Source organism: Nocardia flavorosea NBRC 108225, from assembly GCF_001613385.1.
In the GTDB taxonomy this organism is placed as follows: domain Bacteria; phylum Actinomycetota; class Actinomycetes; order Mycobacteriales; family Mycobacteriaceae; genus Nocardia; species Nocardia flavorosea.
This window is the reverse complement of record NZ_BDCG01000018.1, coordinates 204,298-221,735: the sequence shown is the minus strand read 5'-3', so window position 1 is coordinate 221,735 and position 17,438 is coordinate 204,298. Positions and strand designations below refer to the sequence as shown.

Sequence of the window (17,438 nt, the reverse complement as noted above, 5' to 3'; positions counted from 1 at the left end):
CCGGCCTACTTCTTCGCCGACCGGGTCGCGTGATCGTCGAGTATGCGGCCCAGCAGGCCGACCAGGGTGCGGCGCTCCGCGACGGACAGGGCGGCGAGCAGATCCTTCTGTGCAAGGTCCAGCTTGCGGTCCAGTTCCCGAAGATGTTCCCGGCCGGGATCGGCCAGATTCACGATATTGCGCCGCCGATCATTCGGGTCGGCGGCGCGGTCCACGAACCCCCTGGCCACCAGGTCGTTCAGGACGGCGACGATATCGCTGCGATCGATTCCGGTGCGGCGCCCGAGTTCGGCCTGACTGCCGGCACCGCGTTCGCGCAGCGTGGTCAGCACCGCGTAGTGGTACCGCCGCGAGCCCGTACCGGCCATCGCCTGTTCGGTCGCCCGGTCTGCGAGTAGCGCCGTTTGGTTGATCAGTCGCGTCGGCAGACTGCGCAGCCTGCCCGCTGCCCCCTGGTGCGCGGCTTCCATACCGGCAATCTAGCAACCATCCGTTGGCAGTACCCACGAAACCTGCCTCGCTGGACGCACCCCGGCCCCGCTGTGGCCGATGACCTGAGCCGGCGGCCGGCATGTATGCCGGGGATCCGGCTCGTTTCGCCACGAGCCGGATCACTGGCGTCGTCGACCGCTGGAAGCGGCAGTCAGTCCAGTGCCCATGGGGCGCGAAGCAACGCCGCGGTGTCCTCGTCGGATAGTTCGATATCGAATACTTTCGCCAATATTTCCGGCAGTTCCGCAGGTTCCAGTTCCCGCGACCGGCCGGACCCGTCGGGATGTTCGGTGGTCAGGACGCGGCCGTCGAGAATATGGTGGGCGTCGGGATGGAAACGCTGTACGAACGGCCGCCGGGTGAACGGCGACCGCGGCGAAGTGGCGACGAAATGGTTACCGACCTCGTAATCCACCCGGTACTGCGGGGCCAGGGTAAAGGTGTAGCGGTCGACCCACCCGTCCTTCGCAAACTGGTGCAGCACCCACTGCTCGGTCTCCAGCTCGCCGAATTCACGGGCCAGCCTGAACCGCCATTCACCGAGCGGGAACTCTGCCGGGCTGTCGGCGAGCGCATAGGGTTCGGCCGGACCCGCTCCGAACCCGACGTCGACGATCCATATCCGGTCGTCATCGGTGGTGGTGACCCGCAGCAACGCATGGGTGGCAGGCCGCAACCCGTCCGCTCCCATCGTGACCCGCCCGGACAGTCCGGTCACCCCGAACCCCAGCCGCTCCAGCACCGCCGCGAACACCGTGACGTTCTCGTAGCAGTAACCACCCCGGCGCTGCCGTAACAGCTTGTCCTGCAAAGTTTCCAGGTCCAGCGGAACCGGCCGGCCCAATACCGCCTCGAGGTTTTCGAACGGGATGGAAGTCGTATGGGCGGCTACCAGTGACCGCAGCACTGCCGACGTGGCCGTACGCGGTCCGGAGTATCCGATCCTGTGCAGGTACAGCTCCAGATCCACCTGGTCGCCGTTCCAGTGATATGCCGCGTCGGCCGGCTTCGGCATGGCACTCCTCGTTTTCGCCCGGTATCGATACCAGCAACCGTGCTCGGCCCGCATATGTTCCCTCCGGGACCTCGTCACAGTCCAGCCGGTCGGCCTCTGGTTTATGCACTGCCCGGGCCACCGGAAGGTGCGTCGCCGAGACCGAGCCGGGCGCCCCACAGGCCGTCGGTTCGATCAGCGTTCCGCGTCATTTCGCATTACCTCGCGTCCACACACCGCCGGAATCACCGCGAGCCCAGGACTCGGACCAGTCCCACAGTGGCTGGAGGGCTTCGCTGAGCGCCAGCCCCGATGCCGTGAGCTCATAGGCGGCTTTCGGCCCGTGTTTCTCCACAAGCCCTGCCCGTGGTCGACGGGGTCGCCGCGGCCGGCGGCAGCGCCTCCGATCGGACACACACCGTGAACCCGGCGGCCGCGTAGTACAAGCCGGCGGACCTGACATCGGCACCGAACCCCTCGGCCTCACCCTCCCCGGATTCCGCGCGCACAGCGTCGATGACGTCATATCGCCGAGCGAGTGACCGAATCGCTGTTGCGGCCGGGTTGCCGAACCCGGCGTCCCGGTGTGATCACCCCAGGCCTATAGCCGGCCAGAACCCTCGATTAGCTGATAAGTTGCCACCTACCCGATCACGCGGTCGGCAAATTGAGGATGCAATATTGCGTTTTCCGTAGCCGAGTCAGAGGTTGTCGGTTACAGTCCCTGTGGATGAACTTTCCTGTGGGGCGTAACAACTGAGACCAGGAGTCAGGGAATGTTGCAGGAGGACACACGTCTGCCGGCCGACGCTCAACCGACCACGCTGGATGGCCCGCTTCCCGGGGAACTTCCGACCGCGGTCCAGTTGCTGGGAGTGTTCCAAGGGGGCACGTTTCGAGATCACGAGCTCTACCGGGCAGCACGCTGCCTGGTGAACCTCCATGTCTGCCGCACCGGCGGCACCAGCCGTGCACCACTCATCGATCTCGATCGACGCCGCGCCGAATTGGTGGGCGAGATCGACGAGTGGTCGATCCGGTACCTGCCGGCCCGATGGAACGAGGCGAGCCGCGAACCCGAATCGCTCGGTTTCGTGATCGATCGACTGGCTCAGGCATGGGCTCAGGCCAACCGCGCCGCCGTTCCGGTGCCGATGACCCGTGGTGCGACGCAGACGGACTGGCTCCGGTTGGCGGAACTGGTCGGCGGTTACAACAACCTCATCGCCGACGTGAAGGCCCGGCGGAACTGCGTGCCGTCGATGGCCCACTGACCACCCCCGCAGACACCGGTACAGGTGCGCAGCGAGCGCGCCTGTCTGTTTCATAGCGATGGTGCCGCGCGTCGCGGTGACCGTCCCCTGCCGGTGCCCGGCGGGATGGTCTACATATCGAGGCCCAGGTCGAGAACCCGAACGGAGTGGGTGAGGGCTCCTACGGCGAGATAGTCGACACCGGTTCGGGCGTAGTCCGCGGCCATGTCCAGGGTGAGCCCGCCCGAGGATTCGAGTTTCGTCTCCGGGGCGGCGGCGTTGCGGCGCTGAACGGCGGCCTGGGTCTGCCAGAGCGGGAAATTGTCCAGCAGCACCAGCTGGACGTTCTCGGCCAGGACCGCGTCGAGCTGGTCGAGGTTGTCCACCTCCACTTCGCAGTCGATATCAGGGGCGGCGGCGCGGACGGCGTGCAGGGCGTTCACCACCGACCCCGCGGCGACGACGTGATTGTCCTTGATCAGCGCCGCGTCGCCCAGGCCCATGCGATGGTTGACGCCGCCGCCGGCCCGGACCGCGTATTTCTGCAGGGCGCGCAGACCGGGCAGGGTTTTGCGGCTGTCGCGGATCCGGCAGTTCGTGCCGGCCACGGCGTCCACCCAGGCGGCGGTCGCGGTGGCGATACCGGACAGATGGCACAGGAGGTTGAGCATGGTGCGTTCGGCGGTGAGCAGGCCCCGGGTCGGGGCGACGACACCGAGTACGGAATCGCCGGCTGCGATACGGGAGCCGTCGGGGATACGTTCGGTGATCTCGTACGCCTCGGCGCCGATCACTTCGTCCAGAACGAGCAGGCCGATATCGATACCGGCCACGGTGCCGGGCTGACGCGCGACGACGGCGGCCTTCACGACGGTATCCGCGGGGACGGTGGCGGCGGTGGTGATATCGGGGCCGTAGCGCAGATCCTCGTCGAGCGCGGTGCGGATGAGGCCGCGGATCGCGTCGATGTCCAGCCCGGGGTCCAAAGTCATTGTGTACTCCTCTTTTCCGTCTTCGCCTGCGGCGGGTGATCCCGGCTGCCGCGCGGGCCCGGAACCCGCACGCAACAGGTACGACCCCGGGCTCGGTCCGAGCCGATCACGAGGGCGCCTCCGCTGGTCCTGTCCCGGCGGTAGCACCTGCGGGAATCCCGGCGTCGGGCATTGCGGCGGGCAAGCCCCGGATACTCGCGGCACCGGTTGCAGGACCCACATCCCCGGCACCGCGACAGCGCAGCACCGGATCATCCGGCACTCGGTGGCGCATGCCCTCGGGGACATCGGCCGGGCCGGTACCACCACCGGCGTGGGTGGGCACACCGGGTCCGTGCACGACAACATCCGGGGAGCCCACAGCGGTTGCGGCGAGATACGGGGCGCCTGAACCATCCAGGCACACCACCGTGGCCTCGGCCGAATCCCCCTGCGGCACAGGTTGTTCGGCGCGGGTATGACAGCCGCGACTTTCGGTACGCGCAGCGGCCGCCAGCAGTACGGCGCGAGCCGTGACCGTCAGTGCGGAACCTTCGAAACGCGCGATCACCTCTGCCGGGGAAACAGGCGATCGACCGGCTATCGAGGCCGACGAGGATTCCGGGGACATCGGCACGATGACCGGCGATTCCTCCTCGACACTGCCGGCGGGTAACCGCGCGTCCCGGCCGATTGCGGCCTCGAGGACGGCCGTGGCCTGCGCGAGACCTCGCCCGTCCCGCACTACCGACGCGTGTTCTGTCATCGTCCGCTGGACCAGTGCCCGCGGGAGCGCGGGACGATCCACGAAACACCGGCCGGACACGAATGCCGGTTCGCCCAGCCGCTCGAGCGCCGCCAGACCGGCCCGTTCACCCATCACCAGACCTTCGAGCAGGCTGTTGGAGGCGAGCCGGTTGGCACCGTGCAACCCGGTGCGCGCGACCTCTCCGGCCGCATACAACCCCGGTACGCCGGTACGGCCGTGCAGGTCGGTGACCACTCCCCCGCACTGGTAGTGCGCGGCGGGCGCCACCGGAATGAGGTCGCGGCGCGGGTCGATCCCGGCGACCCGGCAAGAAGTGGTGATCGTGGGGAACCGGACGGTGAAATCGGGGACCGCGCGGGCGTCGAGGTAGACGTGGTCCTCGCCCAGCTCCCGCAGCCGCGCGGCGATCGCCCGCGAAACCACGTCCCGGGGCGCCAGATCGCCGCGCGGATGGACCCCGGCGGTCACCGAATCACCACGGGAGTCGACCAGTACCGCCCCCTCACCGCGCACCGCCTCGCTGATCAGCGGTTGCCGGCCGAGGCCGCCGGGTGAGTACAGCACTGTGGGATGGAATTGCACGAATTCGAGATCCGCCACCGCCGCACCCGCCCACAACGCCAGCGCGACACCGTCCGCGGTGGCTCCAGCGGGGTTGGTGCTCAACGCGTACAACTGGCCGAGGCCGCCGGTGGCCAGCAGTACCGCCGGGGCATGCACAACACCGGTACCCCGGCCGGAGACCGCGACGACCCCCTGAACACCCGACTCGTCCGTGACTACATCGAGTACGGCCGTCCCGAACAGCACCGGTAGACCGGCCGCCGACAGTGCCCGCTGCACTTCCGCGCCCGTCGCATCGCCGCCGGCGTGGATGATGCGGCGCGTGCTGTGCCCGCCTTCGCGGGTCCGGGAGATCTGACCGTCGCGGCCGAGGTCGAACACCGCGCCGAGATCGGTCAGTGCAGCGACGGCATCGGGGCCCGCTTCCACGATGGATCGCACCGCGGCGGGGTCGCACAGTCCGCCGCCCGCGGCGAGGGTGTCGGCGACATGGGAGTCCACCGAATCGCCCTGCGGAGCGACCACCGCGATACCACCCTGCGCGTATTGGGTGGCGGTATCGCTGGGTCCGCCTTTGCTCAGAATCAGCACGCGCAGACCCCGGCGCGAGGCGGCGCGCGCGGCGGTGAGCCCGGCGACACCGCCGCCGATCACGACCAGGTCCGCGCGCTCTTCCCACGCCGGATTCCATGGTTCACCAGTCATCGTGTCCTCCACTGCCCGGGCGGTCACCGACGGATCGCCGGCACAGCCGGTAACCGGACCAGCTCATGTATCGACCGTTCTCCCCGCTCCGCGGCCCGGCACACTCGCGCCGTGCACCGGGATACCGCTCGGGCACCGAGCCGGTCGGATCTCGCGGTGAGCTCGGCCGATGGCCGGGCTGGACGGCTTGCCTGCCCGGCCCGTGCCACGCCCACTGAGCGGGCCGGCCCACCCTTGCACCGCTCTTATCTGCTCATACGGCGGATGCGACCGCCGAGTCGGCGTATCCGCCCGGCTACCGGACGGACGGATACGCCCGTCGGGCATCGGACGCGAGCGGCCGTTTGCGTCCGCGGTATCCGGAATCCGCGTCATTCCCCGCCGCCGGGGTTCCCGATCTCGATCATGCGCTGGACCGAATGGCGTGCCTTGGCAGCGGTTTCCGGGTCGACGTGCACCTCGTCGCGGTTCTCCTCCAGGCAGCGCAGCAGCGCGGCCGGGGTGATCATCTTCATGTATTTGCACGCGGCGCGGTCGTTCACGGCCTGGAAGTCGATATCCGGCGCGGCTTTGCGCAACTGGTGCAGCATGCCGACCTCGGTCGCCACGAGTACCTGGTTCGACTTGGCGGTGCGGGCCGCGTCGATCATGCCGCCGGTGGACAGGATATGCACCCGGTCGGCCGGGAATTCGCCTTCGCCGGCCAGGTAGAGCGCCGAGGTCGCGCAGCCACATTCGGGGTGCACGAACAGTTCGGCGTCGGGGTGGGCGCGCGCCTGATCGTTGAGTTCGTCACCGTTGATCCCGGCGTGGACGTGGCATTCGCCCATCCAGATGTGCATGTTCTCGCGGCCGGTCTCCCGTTTGACGTGCGCGCCCAGGAACTGGTCGGGCAGGAACAGCACCTCGCGGTCCGGGGCGATGGAGGCCACGACGTCCACGGCGTTGGAGGATGTGCAGCAGATATCCGTCAGGCCCTTCACGGCCGCGGTCGTGTTGACGTAGGACACCACGACCGCATCGGGGTGTTCGGCTTTCCAGTCGCGCAGGTCTTCGGCGGTGATCGAATCGGCCAGCGAGCAGCCCGCCCGCTGATCGGGGATGAGCACGGTTTTCTCCGGGCTCAGGATTTTGGCGGTTTCGGCCATGAAATGCACACCGCAGAACACGATCGTGCCTTCGGGGGCCTCCGCTGCGATCCGGGACAGCGCCAGGGAGTCGCCGACGTGATCGGCCACGTCCTGGATCTCCGGGAGCTGGTAGTTGTGCGCGAGAATGGTCGCGTTGCGCTGCCGCGCGAGGCGTTTCACCTCGGCTGCCCATTCCGGTGTCGCCTCCACCCCGGTATAGCCCGTGGGCCCGTCGACGATCCGTTCCCGCAGTGCGGTACCCGGCGCCGGGGCCAATTCTGCTCCCATCGTCGCCATGGTCGCTCCTTCCTTCGTGCACTCGGCAACCCTGCCGATTCGCACTCAACCAGGTTTTCGACTTATGATCGAAAACGTGGACCAGTTTAGCACCATCCATGAATCGCTCACCGCGGTGTTCCAGGTTCGCCGCTTCCCCGCCAATATCACCGCAGGTGAGAGCGGTCACGACGGGATGACCGACCGCCGGCCGCCGGGACAGCGCAGTGAACTCGCCGTCCTGCTCTGGCAACGGGCACTCGACCCACAGCAGGGCACCTGGTCGCTACCCGGCGGCCGGTTACGCAACGACGAGGACCTCGACACCTCGGCCCGCCGCCAACTGGCCGAAAAGGTCGATGTGCGCGAGGTGGACCACCTCGAGCAACTGTCGGTGTTCAGCGCCCCGGACCGGGTACCCGGCCCGCGCCGGATCGCCTCGGCCTACCTCGGCCTGGTACCACTCACCGCCGACCCGCAACTCCCGTCCGATACCCGCTGGCATCCGGTCTCCGCGCTCCCGGAAATGTCTTTCGACCACGGGACCGTGGTGCAGCACGCCCGCACCCGCCTGGCCGCGAAACTGTCCTACACCAACATCTCGTTCGCCTTGGCGCCGGACCGGTTCACCATGTCGACCTTGCGTGAGATCTATTGCGCCGCACTGGGCTACGATGTGGACACCACGAATCTGCAGCGAGTTCTGAGTCGCCGCAAGGTGATTACGCCCACCGGCGATACCGCGACACCCGGCCGGGCGGGTGGCCGGCCGGCGTCGGTCTACCGTTTCACCGATTCGGACCTGCGGGTCACCGACGAATTCGCGGCGCTACGCCCGCGCATCTGATCGGTCACCGCGCCAACGGCGCCACCGGAGCGGGCAATCAGGTGCGCATCTGCGGGCGCGGCACGCGGGTGCGTCGGTCCGGTGGCACGAAACGATCCACGACCCAAGCGATCAGTTCGACGCACCAGAACAGCACCAGGAATACCGTGACGACAACGGTCGGTATCGCCAGGAAGATGACCGAGGGCACCGCGATCAGCAGGAACACCGCGAACGCCGCAGGCGATATCCCCCGCAACCCGCCGCCCAGCCGCACTGCCGCCCACATCATCCAGCGCCGCGGCCGCGAGACATCGCATTCCCGCAGCGTCCTCCGGAAGATGCCGTCGGCATCGGCCCGGCTGACCCGCTCGGTGCGCACCAGGAAATCGTGCAGAATCGCAGCACGTGTGTACACCCCGTAGCGCGGGATCAGCCATACCAGCGGTCGTGGCACCGACGCGAAATCGGTGCGGAAATCCGCCGGAATCTCGAATACTTCGTCCGCACCCTGATAGGTCAGCGGCTCCCTGACCTTCCAGAACTCCCCGTCGATCTCCTCGACCACGAGTGAACTGGTGAACCCCACGACGTCTTCTCTCTGTCGTCCTCCCGTACGCAGTCAGCCTACGACGGGCAGGACAGGGCAGCGCGGCGGATAGCACGCGGTCCCGCTACGCGGGACCGGACTCGGCCGGCGAGAACCGAACGAGTGTGGAGCAGGAAATACAGCGCCTACCGCGGCGGCGACTCCTGCGGCGACAGCGCGCCTTCGCCGCCGGCCGGCACCTGGGCGCCGGGTTCCGCGGTGCCGTTGGCCGGCACCCGCGTAGACGGTTCACCGGGGTAGAAAGCCTGGTCGTAATCCGAGTACTCCGGCTCCGCATACGGCTGGGGACGCGATTCTCCGAAGGGGCTCATGAATCCGCTACCGAGATCTTCTGTCGTGCTGAGCCCGGCCAGCATCAGGATGACCAGCGCCGCGGTCATCGGCTGGACCAGCAGTGTGAGCGGGCTTTCCAGGCCGACGGGCAACGACACGATCTGTCCCACCGGCGGATCGTCGGGCCGCGGGTTGTCCCAGGAGTTGACCGTTTCCCCGATCCACGCCATGACCCACGCCCCGGCCACCGAGCCCAGCAGCAGCCCGACGAGCTGGATGGGGCCGCGCATCCGCCGCCACCGCCAGGCCGTGGCCGCGGACAGCACACCGGTCACTGCGCCCAGACCGGCGAAGATCGCCAGGGCGTCGAACCTGTGCAGGCTCTCCCCCACCAGTGTGGCGCCGCGGCCCGGTTCGACCACCAGCACCAGTTCGGTCGGCACCAGCAGGCCCCAGACCACGCCGGCGAGCACGCTCAGCGCGACCACGGCGGCCAGCAGCACCGCCGCGGCACGCATCTCCTTACGCGCTCCACCGTGGCGCGCCCCGGCTCCGCCCCCGCGTGACCCGGGCACTGCTACCGCCTCTCCGCGCACGCAGAATCGAGGACCCCGTGCCGCGAGCAACGCGCCCGCCAGCCGCCCGGATCGATCTGCACGACCATCCGGCGCCCGCAGTGCGCGCAGAATCGCGGCGGTTCCAGGCCCAGTGCCACGGCCCGGGAGGCCGGCTCGTCCTGCCCGGGCACGACCCGCGTGCCCGTGAACGGGTTGTAGCGCTCGTCCATATCGCCGACAGTACTCATCCGAGGCCGCCTTCCGCGGTTGACGCCGCCGATCAGAATGTCTCGTTGAGTGCCTTGATCGGCATCCGGAGTTCGCCCAGCAGGTCGAGGTCCTGTTCGGCCGGGCGCCCCAGGGTGGTCAGGTAGTTGCCGACGATCACGGCATTGATTCCGCCCAGGATGCCCTGGCGGGCGCCCAGGTCGCCGAGGGTGATCTCACGGCCGCCGGCGAAGCGCAGGATGGTGCGGGGCAATGCGAGCCGGAAGGCGGCCACAGCACGCAGGGCGTCCGCGGCGGGCAGGACCTCGAGGTCGCCGAACGGCGTGCCGGGGCGCGGATCGAGGAAGTTCAGCGGCACCTCGTCGGGTGCGAGTGCGGCGAGATCGGCGGCGAATTCGGCGCGCTGTTCGAGGGTTTCGCCCATGCCGAGAATTCCGCCGCAGCAGACCTCCATCCCGGCTTCCCGCACCATTCGCAAGGTATCCCAGCGTTCCTCCCAGGTATGGGTGGTGACCACATTCGGGAAGTGGGAGCGGGCGGTTTCCAGGTTGTGGTTGTAGCGGTGCACGCCCATCGCGGCGAGCCGGTCGACCTGATCCCGGGTGAGCATTCCGAGCGAGCAGGCGACCTGGATGTCGACCTCGTTGCGAATGGCCTCCACTCCCGCGGCCACCTGTGCCATCAACCGTTCGTCGGGGCCACGAACGGCGGCGACGATGCAGAATTCGGTGGCTCCGGTCTTAGCGGTCTGTTTGGCAGCTTCGACCAGGCTCGGGATATCGAGCCAGGCCGCCCGGACCGGGGAGGCGAACAGCCCCGATTGCGAGCAGAAATGGCAGTCCTCCGGACAGCCGCCGGTCTTGAGGCTGATGATGCCCTCCATCTCCACCTCCGGGCCGCACCATTTCACCCGGACCTCGTGTGCGAGTTCGAGCAGTTGCTCGAGCCGGTCGTCCGCGAGGCGCAGCACGCCCAGGGTCTGCTCCCGGGACAGCCCGATACCGCGCTCGAGCACCTGTTCCCGCGCAACGGTCAGCACATCGTCCGCGGATGCCTGAGTGGTGACGGTGGCCTGGGTCACTGGCGAATCCCTTCGTCGGGAGGTGTCCGGCTGCGGGCCGGCACACCGAACTTGAACAGCGTTCAGGACAGGGTAACGGCAAAGATTGAACAGCGTTCAGGCTGGGGTAGCGTCAGGGACGGTATCGAAGCCACCGGGAGGACCGACTGTGCAGCTACACCGAGACGATGTCGTGGACGGAGCCCTCACCATCCTCGACCAGTACGGACTCGCCGACCTCACCATGCGCCGGCTCGCCGGTTCACTGAACGTCCAGCCCGGCGCGCTGTACTGGCACTTCCCCAACAAACAGGCATTGCTCGGCGCGGTCGCCGACCGGATCCTGGCCCCGATGGAACACCCCGTCGCCGCGAGCGACTGGCCGGGGGCGATGACCGAATTGGCGCACCGGCTGCGCAACTGCCTGCTCGCCTATCGCGACGGCGCGGAACTGGTATCCGCCACCTACGCCTCCCGCCTGACCACCAGCAAAGGCCGCGAGCGTATCGCCGGCGCGGCGATACGCGCCGGCATGCCCCGCGAACAGGCCGAACTCGCCGCCTACACGCTGCTCTACTACGTGCTGGGCCACACCGTCGACGAACAGTCCCGGATGCAGATGGACTCGGCCGGAGCCCTGCCCACCCCCAGCTCCCCCGAGCCCGCGGAAGATCCCGACCCGACCGCCCGATTCGACTTCGGACTCCAACTGTTCACCGCCGGCATCCGGCACCGGCTGGGCGCGGAAATCCGCTGACCGTCCGCACATCCACACCCTGACACCCCGGCCCTGTTACGCCGAACACCGGAACCCATAGCAACCTTGAACGGCGTTCAAGTATGGTGCCTGGCGTGACCTCGGACCCATTGGCCTGGCTCGACGACCATGCGGCGAACCGCGCGACCGCCGGACTACGACGGCATCTACGCCCGCGCACCGCGGACTCACCGGCATTGGACCTCGCCTCCAACGATTATCTGGGCCTCACGGGCCACCCGGAAGTTCGCGACGGAGCCATCGAGGCGGTACAGCGCTGGGGCGCCGGGTCGACCGGTTCGCGCCTGGTCACCGGAACCACCACCGACCATGAACTCCTGGAAGCCGAACTGGCCGAATTCACCGGATTCCCGGCCGGCCTGGTCTTCTCCTCCGGTTACGCCGCCAACCTCGGCGCAGTGACCGCGCTGACCGGCCGGGGTTCGCTGATCGTCTCCGACGCCGGGTGCCACGCCTCCCTCGTGGATGCCTGCCGGCTCTCCCGCGCCCGGGTGGCGATCGCACCGCACCGCGACACTGCCGCCGTCGCCCGGCTACTGGCCGACCGCACCGAGGAGCGCGCCCTCGTACTCACCGATTCCGTGTTCAGCGCCGACGGCGATCTGGCGCCGCTGGCCGAACTGCACCGCGTGACCCGCAACCACAACGCCCTCCTGCTCGTCGATGAAGCACACGGACTCGGCGTGCGCGGCCACGGAGGGCGCGGCCTCGTCCAGGAAACCGGGCTGGCGGGCGAACCCGACGTGATCGTCACCCTGACCCTGTCCAAAGCCCTCGCCGCCCAGGGCGGTGCGGTTGTGGGCGACGAACGGGTGCGCGCCCATCTCATCGACACCGCACGCACCATGATCTTCGATACCGGGCTGGCACCCGCCGCCGTCGGCGCCGCCCGCGCTGCGCTGCGGATTCTGCGCCGCGAGCCGGGGCTCGGGCGCCGGGTACTGGATCGCGCCGCCGAGATCGCCCGGATCGCCGGGGTACCGGCACCGGATTCGGCGGTAGTCCCGATTCTCCTCGGTGACCCGCAGATCGCCCACGACGCCGCATGCACCTGCCGCGAACTAGGCGTGGAAGTGGGGTGCTTCCGGCCGCCGTCGGTTCCCGAGGGCACCTCCCGGCTCCGCCTCACCGCCCGCGCCGATCTGACCCCCGCCGATCTCGAAACCCTGGCAGAGATTTTGATCCCGGTGCTGGCGCACGCACGGAACACCGCGGTGGTGCCCGCATGACCATGCTGTTCGTCACCGGCACGTCCACCGAGGTCGGCAAAACCGTCACCACCGCCGCCCTCGCGGCCACCGCCCACGCCGCCGGCCGCACCGTAGCGGTCTGCAAACCCGCTCAAACCGGTGTCGCGGCCGCCGAACCCGGCGATCTCGCCACGATCACCGCGCTCTCCGGGGTGACCCGGACGCTCGAACTGGCCCGCTATCCCGACCCGCTTGCCCCTGATACCGCCGCCCGCCGGTGCGGCGCCCCACCCCTCACCCTGACCGAAACCGTTTCCGCCATAGCCGCTCTCGACGATGCAGACCTGACACTGGTCGAAGGCGCCGGCGGCCTGCTGGTGCGGCTCGGCGAGTTCACCTTGCTCGACCTCGCCCGCGAGCTCGCGGCACCGGTACTGGTGGTGACCGCTCCGGGCCTGGGCACGCTCAACCACAGCGAACTCACCATCCGGACCTTGGCACAGGCCGGTGTACCGTGCGCCGGCCTGGTGGTGGGCTCCTGGCCGCAACACCCCGATCTGGCGACCCGGACCAATCGCACCGACCTGCCGCGAGTCACCGGGACTGCAATCGTCGGAACTCTTCCCGCGGGCGCGGGCTCGTGGGCACCGCCGCGGTTCCGGGCAGCCGCGCCCGGCTGGTTCACCCGGACCTGGGCACGGCGGTACCCGGGGATATCCGACGGCGATCAGGCATTTCGGCCTGAGCCGCGCACGCTCACTGCTTAGAGTTCGGTATGGCCACGACCAGGCCCCCACGGGGGTCGCCGTACTACGCACCCGACCCCGCCGACGCCGCGACCGCACCACTGTGGCGCGCCGTCCAGGCGTTCCGGCTGGTCACGCTGCTGTACGCGGTGGGACAGCAGATCGCGTCGGTGCAGCATTACGAGAATCGATTACTGAGCTGGTTCTTCATCACGCTCATGGTGATCTGGTCCGGTATCTCCGCCCTGCTCCTGACCCACCGGCGCACCTCCGATACCGCACGCACGCGCACGCTTGTCGTGGTGGGCGACCATATCGTGGTGCTCGGACTGATCGCGGCCACTCCCCTGGTCGCCGATTACGACTGGTATCACGGACACCAACCGCTACCCACCACCATGTGGTCGGCGAACGCGGTCATCTCCGCCGCCATCCTGCGCGGTCCGCTCGCCGGCGTCGGTTCCGGCCTGCTCATCGCGGCCACGATCATCACCATGCGGCAGCAGTGGGGCGAGGATGTGTGGGCCGATGCGACGGCGCCCGTTCTGGTGTCGGTAGGTCTGGCGCTGGGCCTGGCCGCCAATACCGCCCGCCGCGCCCAGGAACAGCTACAGCGCGCGGTACGGCTCACCGCGGCCACCGAGGAACGGGAACGACTGGCCCGCCAGGTACACGACGGCGTTCTGCAAATCCTTTCCTACATCACCCGGCGCGGCAATGAAATAGGTGGCCCGGCAAGGGAACTGGCGCAGCGCGCGGGTGAGCAGGAAGTCGCGCTGCGACGGCTGATCTCCGAACAGGCCGCGCAATCGGACAACGGTGAGACCGCCGTCGACCTACGTCCACAGTTGACCGCGCAGGCCACGCCCAGGGTGGTGGTCTCCACTCCGGGCGAACCGGTCCGCGTCGGCCGCTGGACGGCCCAGGAGATCACCGCCGCGGTCGCCGCCGCCCTGACCAACGTCGAACTGCACGCAGGACCCGACGCACGCGCCTATGTCCTGCTGGAGGACACCGGTACCGAACTGGTCGTCAGTGTCCGCGACGACGGTATGGGTATCCCACCCGGCCGCCTCGCCGAAGCAGAGAACGAGGGCCGGATGGGAGTGTCCCGCTCGATCACCGGCCGTATCGCCGCCCTCGGGGGTACGGCCGAACTACTCACCGCCGATATCGTCGGCGAGGGTACGGAATGGGAATTCCACATCCCGCGCGCCTGATACCGCACCGACGGCCGGCCGGATTCCCGTCGGAGCGCAACCACCAGGCATGCAGCCCATGAGGTCGGCACGGCCCCCACACGGCTCGAGCCGGTGAAGCAGGCCGCCCGCTCATGGCCTCGGCGGACCGGGAGCGGTCGCACAAAACCCCTTGTACCGACCGCTGCGGCGTGGCCATCATGACCGGTATGGACACGCTACAGGTGGCAGACCCCGCGCGTGTGGGCGTAACCGAGTTGCGAGACGGTCGCCGAACGGCATGGGCGGAATGGGGCCCGGCGGACGGCCGGCCGGTGTTGTTCTGCCCCGGCGCCGGGTGGGGGCGCCGGCTCGGATTCGGCGGTACCGCGACGGCCGAGCTGGGTGTCCGGCTGATCTCGGTGGAACGGCCCGGATCGGGGGAATCCACCGGAATGCCCGGGCGCACACTGCTGGATTGGGCCGACGATATCGGTCAACTCGGCTTCACCGATCCCGCGGTCGTCGGTTTCTCCCAGGGAGCCCCGTTCGCGCTCGCTCTGGCCGCGCGCGGGCTCACCTCCGCGGTGGCGATCGTCTCCGGCGGTGACGAGCTCGCCCACCCCGGAACTGTTCTGCCGGACGACGTTCGGCGATCGGTCGATCTGGTGGCCGCCGATCCGGCCGGCGCCGAACGCGATTTCGCGCAGTTCGGGAGCGCCGAGACGCTGTGGCGGTTGAGCGTCGAGGGCGGTTCCGAGGTCGATCGGGCGTTCTACCGGCAACCGGATTTCGCCGCCGCCTTCCGACGCGCGCTGGTTTCCGGCTTCGCGCAGGGTCCGGCCGGGTATGCACGCGATACGGTTCTGCATTTCGCGCGCTGGCCGTTCCGCGTCGAGGACCTCACCGCCCGCGTCCACCTCTGGTACGGCGGGCGCGACGCCAACCCGACCCACTCCCCGGATCACGGCGCCACCCTCGCGGCGCGGATCCCGAACGCGACCAGGCACTACTTACCCGACAGCGGCGCCGCCCTGCTGTGGACACATGCCGGCGAAATCCTCCGGCAGCTCCTCGCGCAATCGCCGGGCGTCCCGGCGTAGGCGACGGCGCTTGTCGTGATCCAGCGGCAGTTCCGGAAAAAAATTCGCGGCCAGCGATGACTCCGCCGACGATGCCCCGTCCTATCGGTTGAACGCGCTACCAACCCGGCGCGACCGACCAGAAGGACCAGCCATGACCACCGCGAACCCCACCACCACCGTTGTCGCCGACCGCCCCGGCACGATCCGCAACCGCATCCTGTGGACGCTGCAGATCCTGCTCGGCCTGTTCTTCATCATCGCCTCCGGCGGGCCGAAGCTCGTGATGCCGCACGCCTTGTCGGACAACGCTTCCGAGAACCTGTCCATCCCCTTCGCGCTGCTCGTCTTCATCGGAGTGGCCGAGGTCGCGGGCGGTATCGGCCTGATGGTGCCGCGACTTTCCGCCCTCGCCGCCGCGGGCTTGACCGTCCTCACCGTCCTCGCCGCCGGAACACAGGCTTTCATCGCCGACAAGCCTTCGATGGCGATCTTCCCCCTGGTCCTCGCCGCGATCTTCGCCTGGATCGCCTACGAGCGCCGTGCCACCGTCACCGGACTGCGCAACTCTGTCGCACGATGACAACCACATAAGCGCGATCGGCGATCGGTGATACCACCGATCGCCGATCGCGCGTACCCGGATCGATCGCCCGTCGGGTTGGCGGTGATCGATCCAGCGGCCATCCGGTCCGCGGCGCCCTCGCCGGCGCCGCCCCGGGTGGCCGTTCTCGCGTCCGGTCGCCATAGCTCGCTGTGGTCGTGAGCGGCCTGTCGGTCATGACGAAAAGACACCCGGTCGATTCCGGCCGCGCCGATCCATGGCAACCGGATCAGCGCCGGGAGCTCATGGTCCAGGTCCGGTATCGCACCGCTGTGGACCACGGGTACCGGCGGCCCCATGGATACCACCCGGCAGCCGGCCAGGCACAGGACAGCTACCTCGCCGAACTCGATGGTCTGGATACTTCCCGAATCCGGAGACTCCTTTGCGTGCTCAGCCGGTCTGCGGTCGGATCGGGGCATGAGCATCGCCGGATTCGATACCGCCAGAAAACTGGTACACGAACGTTTTCCGCAGGCGCGGGCGGCGTGGCTGGGGGGCAGCACTGTCCTCGGGACTGCCCCGCCGACTTCCGACCTGGATATCACCGTGCTACTCGCGGGCCCGCCTGCGCCGTACCGCGAATCGCTGCGATATCACCGCTGGCCCGTAGAGCTGTTCGTACACACCGAGTCGTCGATGGAGTATTTCCTCGCCACGGAACGCACGGCCAGGAAGCCGACGACCTTGCGACTGATCGGGCAGACGCAGATTCTGCTCGATAGCGACGGGAGCGGTGCGTATCTGCAGGAAAAATGCGCAGCTCTGCTGGCCGCCGGCCCGGAACCGCTCGGTGTCGAGGAACTGCGAGCCGAGCGCTACGGGCTCACCGATCTGCTCGATGATCTCGTGGGCTCCCGCGACGACGACGAACGCCTGCTGATCGCGTTCGGCTTGTGGCGGGCCACGGCAGAACTGGTGCTCACGGGGCACGGCCGGTGGATGGGCAGCGGCAAATGGTTACACCGCGAGCTGGCCTCCTTCGATCGAGAGGCCGGCACGGACTACTCGCACGCGCTGGCGCGAGGGGTCCGGTCTGTGGCGCACGGCACCATCGAACCGTTGGTGGGTATCGTCACCCGGGCGCTGCACGAGTTCGGCGGCCCGCTCTTCGACGGATTCAAAGCCGACGGCCCCGGCTGACCTGGCCTC

At 68.6% G+C, this 17,438-nt stretch carries 18 protein-coding genes; 9 read left to right on the top strand and 9 right to left on the bottom strand.

The features are described from left to right. Positions 1–5: 5 nt before the first annotated feature. Positions 6–470 carry a MarR family winged helix-turn-helix transcriptional regulator gene (locus NFL01S_RS24850; RefSeq protein WP_062978700.1) on the bottom strand — a complete coding sequence of 155 codons (465 nt, stop codon included), beginning with the start codon at positions 468–470 and terminating at the stop codon, positions 6–8. A gap of 173 nt (positions 471–643) precedes the next feature. Then, positions 644–1,507 (bottom strand): arylamine N-acetyltransferase family protein, encoded by an 864-nt coding sequence (locus NFL01S_RS24845; RefSeq protein ID WP_062978699.1) that lies wholly within the window; start codon positions 1,505–1,507, stop codon positions 644–646. A 755-nt stretch (positions 1,508–2,262) separates the two neighbouring features. On the opposite strand from NFL01S_RS24845, the gene NFL01S_RS24835 reads away from it, so the two are divergent. Next, positions 2,263–2,760, top strand: a complete 498-nt coding sequence (locus NFL01S_RS24835; protein WP_062978697.1) for a DUF4254 domain-containing protein — start codon at positions 2,263–2,265, stop codon at positions 2,758–2,760. Positions 2,761–2,870: 110 nt separating this feature from the next. Here NFL01S_RS24835 and nadC read toward each other — a convergent pair whose 3' ends face one another. The 3 genes from nadC to nadA form a co-directional block, all read right to left on the bottom strand. Beyond that, complete coding sequence (gene nadC, locus NFL01S_RS24830) at positions 2,871–3,731, bottom strand: carboxylating nicotinate-nucleotide diphosphorylase (protein ID WP_062978696.1); 861 nt, start codon at positions 3,729–3,731, stop codon at positions 2,871–2,873. A gap of 106 nt (positions 3,732–3,837) precedes the next feature. Then, the gene (locus NFL01S_RS24825) at positions 3,838–5,748 is read right to left on the bottom strand and encodes an L-aspartate oxidase (protein ID WP_084493229.1); all 1,911 of its coding nucleotides are present in this window, start codon (positions 5,746–5,748) and stop codon (positions 3,838–3,840) included. Positions 5,749–6,119: 371 nt separating this feature from the next. Continuing rightward, entirely contained in the window at positions 6,120–7,175 is a 1,056-nt protein-coding gene (nadA, locus tag NFL01S_RS24820; RefSeq protein ID WP_062978695.1) for a quinolinate synthase NadA, read from the bottom strand. A 64-nt stretch (positions 7,176–7,239) separates the two neighbouring features. Here nadA and NFL01S_RS24815 point away from each other — a divergent pair, with 64 nt between their 5' ends. Continuing rightward, positions 7,240–8,001 carry an NUDIX hydrolase gene (locus tag NFL01S_RS24815; RefSeq protein ID WP_062978694.1) on the top strand — a complete coding sequence of 254 codons (762 nt, stop codon included), beginning with the start codon at positions 7,240–7,242 and terminating at the stop codon, positions 7,999–8,001. Positions 8,002–8,038: 37 nt separating this feature from the next. Here NFL01S_RS24815 and NFL01S_RS24810 read toward each other — a convergent pair whose 3' ends face one another. The 4 genes from NFL01S_RS24810 to bioB form a co-directional block, all read right to left on the bottom strand. Continuing rightward, the gene (locus tag NFL01S_RS24810; RefSeq protein WP_062978693.1) at positions 8,039–8,569 is read right to left on the bottom strand and encodes a DUF1353 domain-containing protein; all 531 of its coding nucleotides are present in this window, start codon (positions 8,567–8,569) and stop codon (positions 8,039–8,041) included. A gap of 146 nt (positions 8,570–8,715) precedes the next feature. Then, on the bottom strand, positions 8,716–9,381 hold the full coding sequence (locus NFL01S_RS24805; RefSeq protein WP_062978692.1) for a DUF2567 domain-containing protein: 666 nt from the start codon (positions 9,379–9,381) through the stop codon (positions 8,716–8,718). Positions 9,382–9,440: 59 nt separating this feature from the next. Next, positions 9,441–9,668: a biotin synthase auxiliary protein BsaP gene (bsaP, locus tag NFL01S_RS24800; protein WP_062978691.1), complete on the bottom strand. Its 228-nt coding sequence runs from the start codon at positions 9,666–9,668 to the stop codon at positions 9,441–9,443. Positions 9,669–9,700: 32 nt separating this feature from the next. Further along, a complete protein-coding gene (gene bioB / locus NFL01S_RS24795; RefSeq protein WP_062978690.1) occupies positions 9,701–10,729 on the bottom strand; it encodes a biotin synthase BioB in 1,029 nt (342 codons plus the stop codon). A gap of 148 nt (positions 10,730–10,877) precedes the next feature. On the opposite strand from bioB, the gene NFL01S_RS24790 reads away from it, so the two are divergent. From NFL01S_RS24790 to NFL01S_RS24755, 7 genes are all read left to right on the top strand, one after another. Next, entirely contained in the window at positions 10,878–11,465 is a 588-nt protein-coding gene (locus NFL01S_RS24790; protein ID WP_062978689.1) for a TetR/AcrR family transcriptional regulator C-terminal domain-containing protein, read from the top strand. Positions 11,466–11,548: 83 nt separating this feature from the next. Then, positions 11,549–12,715 (top strand): 8-amino-7-oxononanoate synthase, encoded by a 1,167-nt coding sequence (locus NFL01S_RS24785; RefSeq protein ID WP_062978688.1) that lies wholly within the window; start codon positions 11,549–11,551, stop codon positions 12,713–12,715. Beyond that, positions 12,712–13,443 carry a dethiobiotin synthase gene (gene bioD, locus NFL01S_RS24780; RefSeq protein WP_062978687.1) on the top strand — a complete coding sequence of 244 codons (732 nt, stop codon included), beginning with the start codon at positions 12,712–12,714 and terminating at the stop codon, positions 13,441–13,443. Before NFL01S_RS24785 ends, bioD begins: the two co-directional genes overlap by 4 nt. Before the next feature lie 8 nt (positions 13,444–13,451). After that, the gene (gene macS, locus NFL01S_RS24775; RefSeq protein WP_245670860.1) at positions 13,452–14,642 is read left to right on the top strand and encodes a MacS family sensor histidine kinase; all 1,191 of its coding nucleotides are present in this window, start codon (positions 13,452–13,454) and stop codon (positions 14,640–14,642) included. Between the two features lie 188 nt (positions 14,643–14,830). Further along, complete coding sequence (locus NFL01S_RS24770; RefSeq protein ID WP_062978805.1) at positions 14,831–15,703, top strand: alpha/beta fold hydrolase; 873 nt, start codon at positions 14,831–14,833, stop codon at positions 15,701–15,703. Between the two features lie 133 nt (positions 15,704–15,836). Next, entirely contained in the window at positions 15,837–16,265 is a 429-nt protein-coding gene (locus NFL01S_RS24765; RefSeq protein ID WP_062978686.1) for a DoxX family protein, read from the top strand. A gap of 441 nt (positions 16,266–16,706) precedes the next feature. Next, positions 16,707–17,429 carry a nucleotidyltransferase domain-containing protein gene (locus NFL01S_RS24755; protein WP_062978684.1) on the top strand — a complete coding sequence of 241 codons (723 nt, stop codon included), beginning with the start codon at positions 16,707–16,709 and terminating at the stop codon, positions 17,427–17,429. The last annotated feature ends 9 nt before the right edge of the window (positions 17,430–17,438 follow it).

Excerpts from the sequence above, each read along its gene's own strand:
- NFL01S_RS24805 (WP_062978692.1), bottom strand. The coding sequence starts at position 9,381 with ATGCGTGCCGCGGCGGTGCTGCTGGCCGCCGTGGTCGCGCTGAGCGTG.
- nadC (WP_062978696.1), bottom strand. The coding sequence starts at position 3,731 with ATGACTTTGGACCCCGGGCTGGACATCGACGCGATCCGCGGCCTCATC.
- bioD (WP_062978687.1), top strand. The coding sequence starts at position 12,712 with ATGACCATGCTGTTCGTCACCGGCACGTCCACCGAGGTCGGCAAAACC.
- NFL01S_RS24755 (WP_062978684.1), top strand. The coding sequence starts at position 16,707 with ATGAGCATCGCCGGATTCGATACCGCCAGAAAACTGGTACACGAACGT.
- NFL01S_RS24825 (WP_084493229.1), bottom strand. The coding sequence starts at position 5,748 with ATGACTGGTGAACCATGGAATCCGGCGTGGGAAGAGCGCGCGGACCTG.
- NFL01S_RS24770 (WP_062978805.1), top strand. The coding sequence starts at position 14,831 with ATGGACACGCTACAGGTGGCAGACCCCGCGCGTGTGGGCGTAACCGAG.
- NFL01S_RS24850 (WP_062978700.1), bottom strand. The coding sequence starts at position 470 with ATGGAAGCCGCGCACCAGGGGGCAGCGGGCAGGCTGCGCAGTCTGCCG.
- bsaP (WP_062978691.1), bottom strand. The coding sequence starts at position 9,668 with ATGAGTACTGTCGGCGATATGGACGAGCGCTACAACCCGTTCACGGGC.
- nadA (WP_062978695.1), bottom strand. The coding sequence starts at position 7,175 with ATGGCGACGATGGGAGCAGAATTGGCCCCGGCGCCGGGTACCGCACTG.
- macS (WP_245670860.1), top strand. The coding sequence starts at position 13,452 with ATGGCCACGACCAGGCCCCCACGGGGGTCGCCGTACTACGCACCCGAC.
- NFL01S_RS24815 (WP_062978694.1), top strand. The coding sequence starts at position 7,240 with ATGATCGAAAACGTGGACCAGTTTAGCACCATCCATGAATCGCTCACC.
- NFL01S_RS24785 (WP_062978688.1), top strand. The coding sequence starts at position 11,549 with ATGGTGCCTGGCGTGACCTCGGACCCATTGGCCTGGCTCGACGACCAT.
- NFL01S_RS24845 (WP_062978699.1), bottom strand. The coding sequence starts at position 1,507 with ATGCCGAAGCCGGCCGACGCGGCATATCACTGGAACGGCGACCAGGTG.
- NFL01S_RS24765 (WP_062978686.1), top strand. The coding sequence starts at position 15,837 with ATGACCACCGCGAACCCCACCACCACCGTTGTCGCCGACCGCCCCGGC.
- NFL01S_RS24835 (WP_062978697.1), top strand. The coding sequence starts at position 2,263 with ATGTTGCAGGAGGACACACGTCTGCCGGCCGACGCTCAACCGACCACG.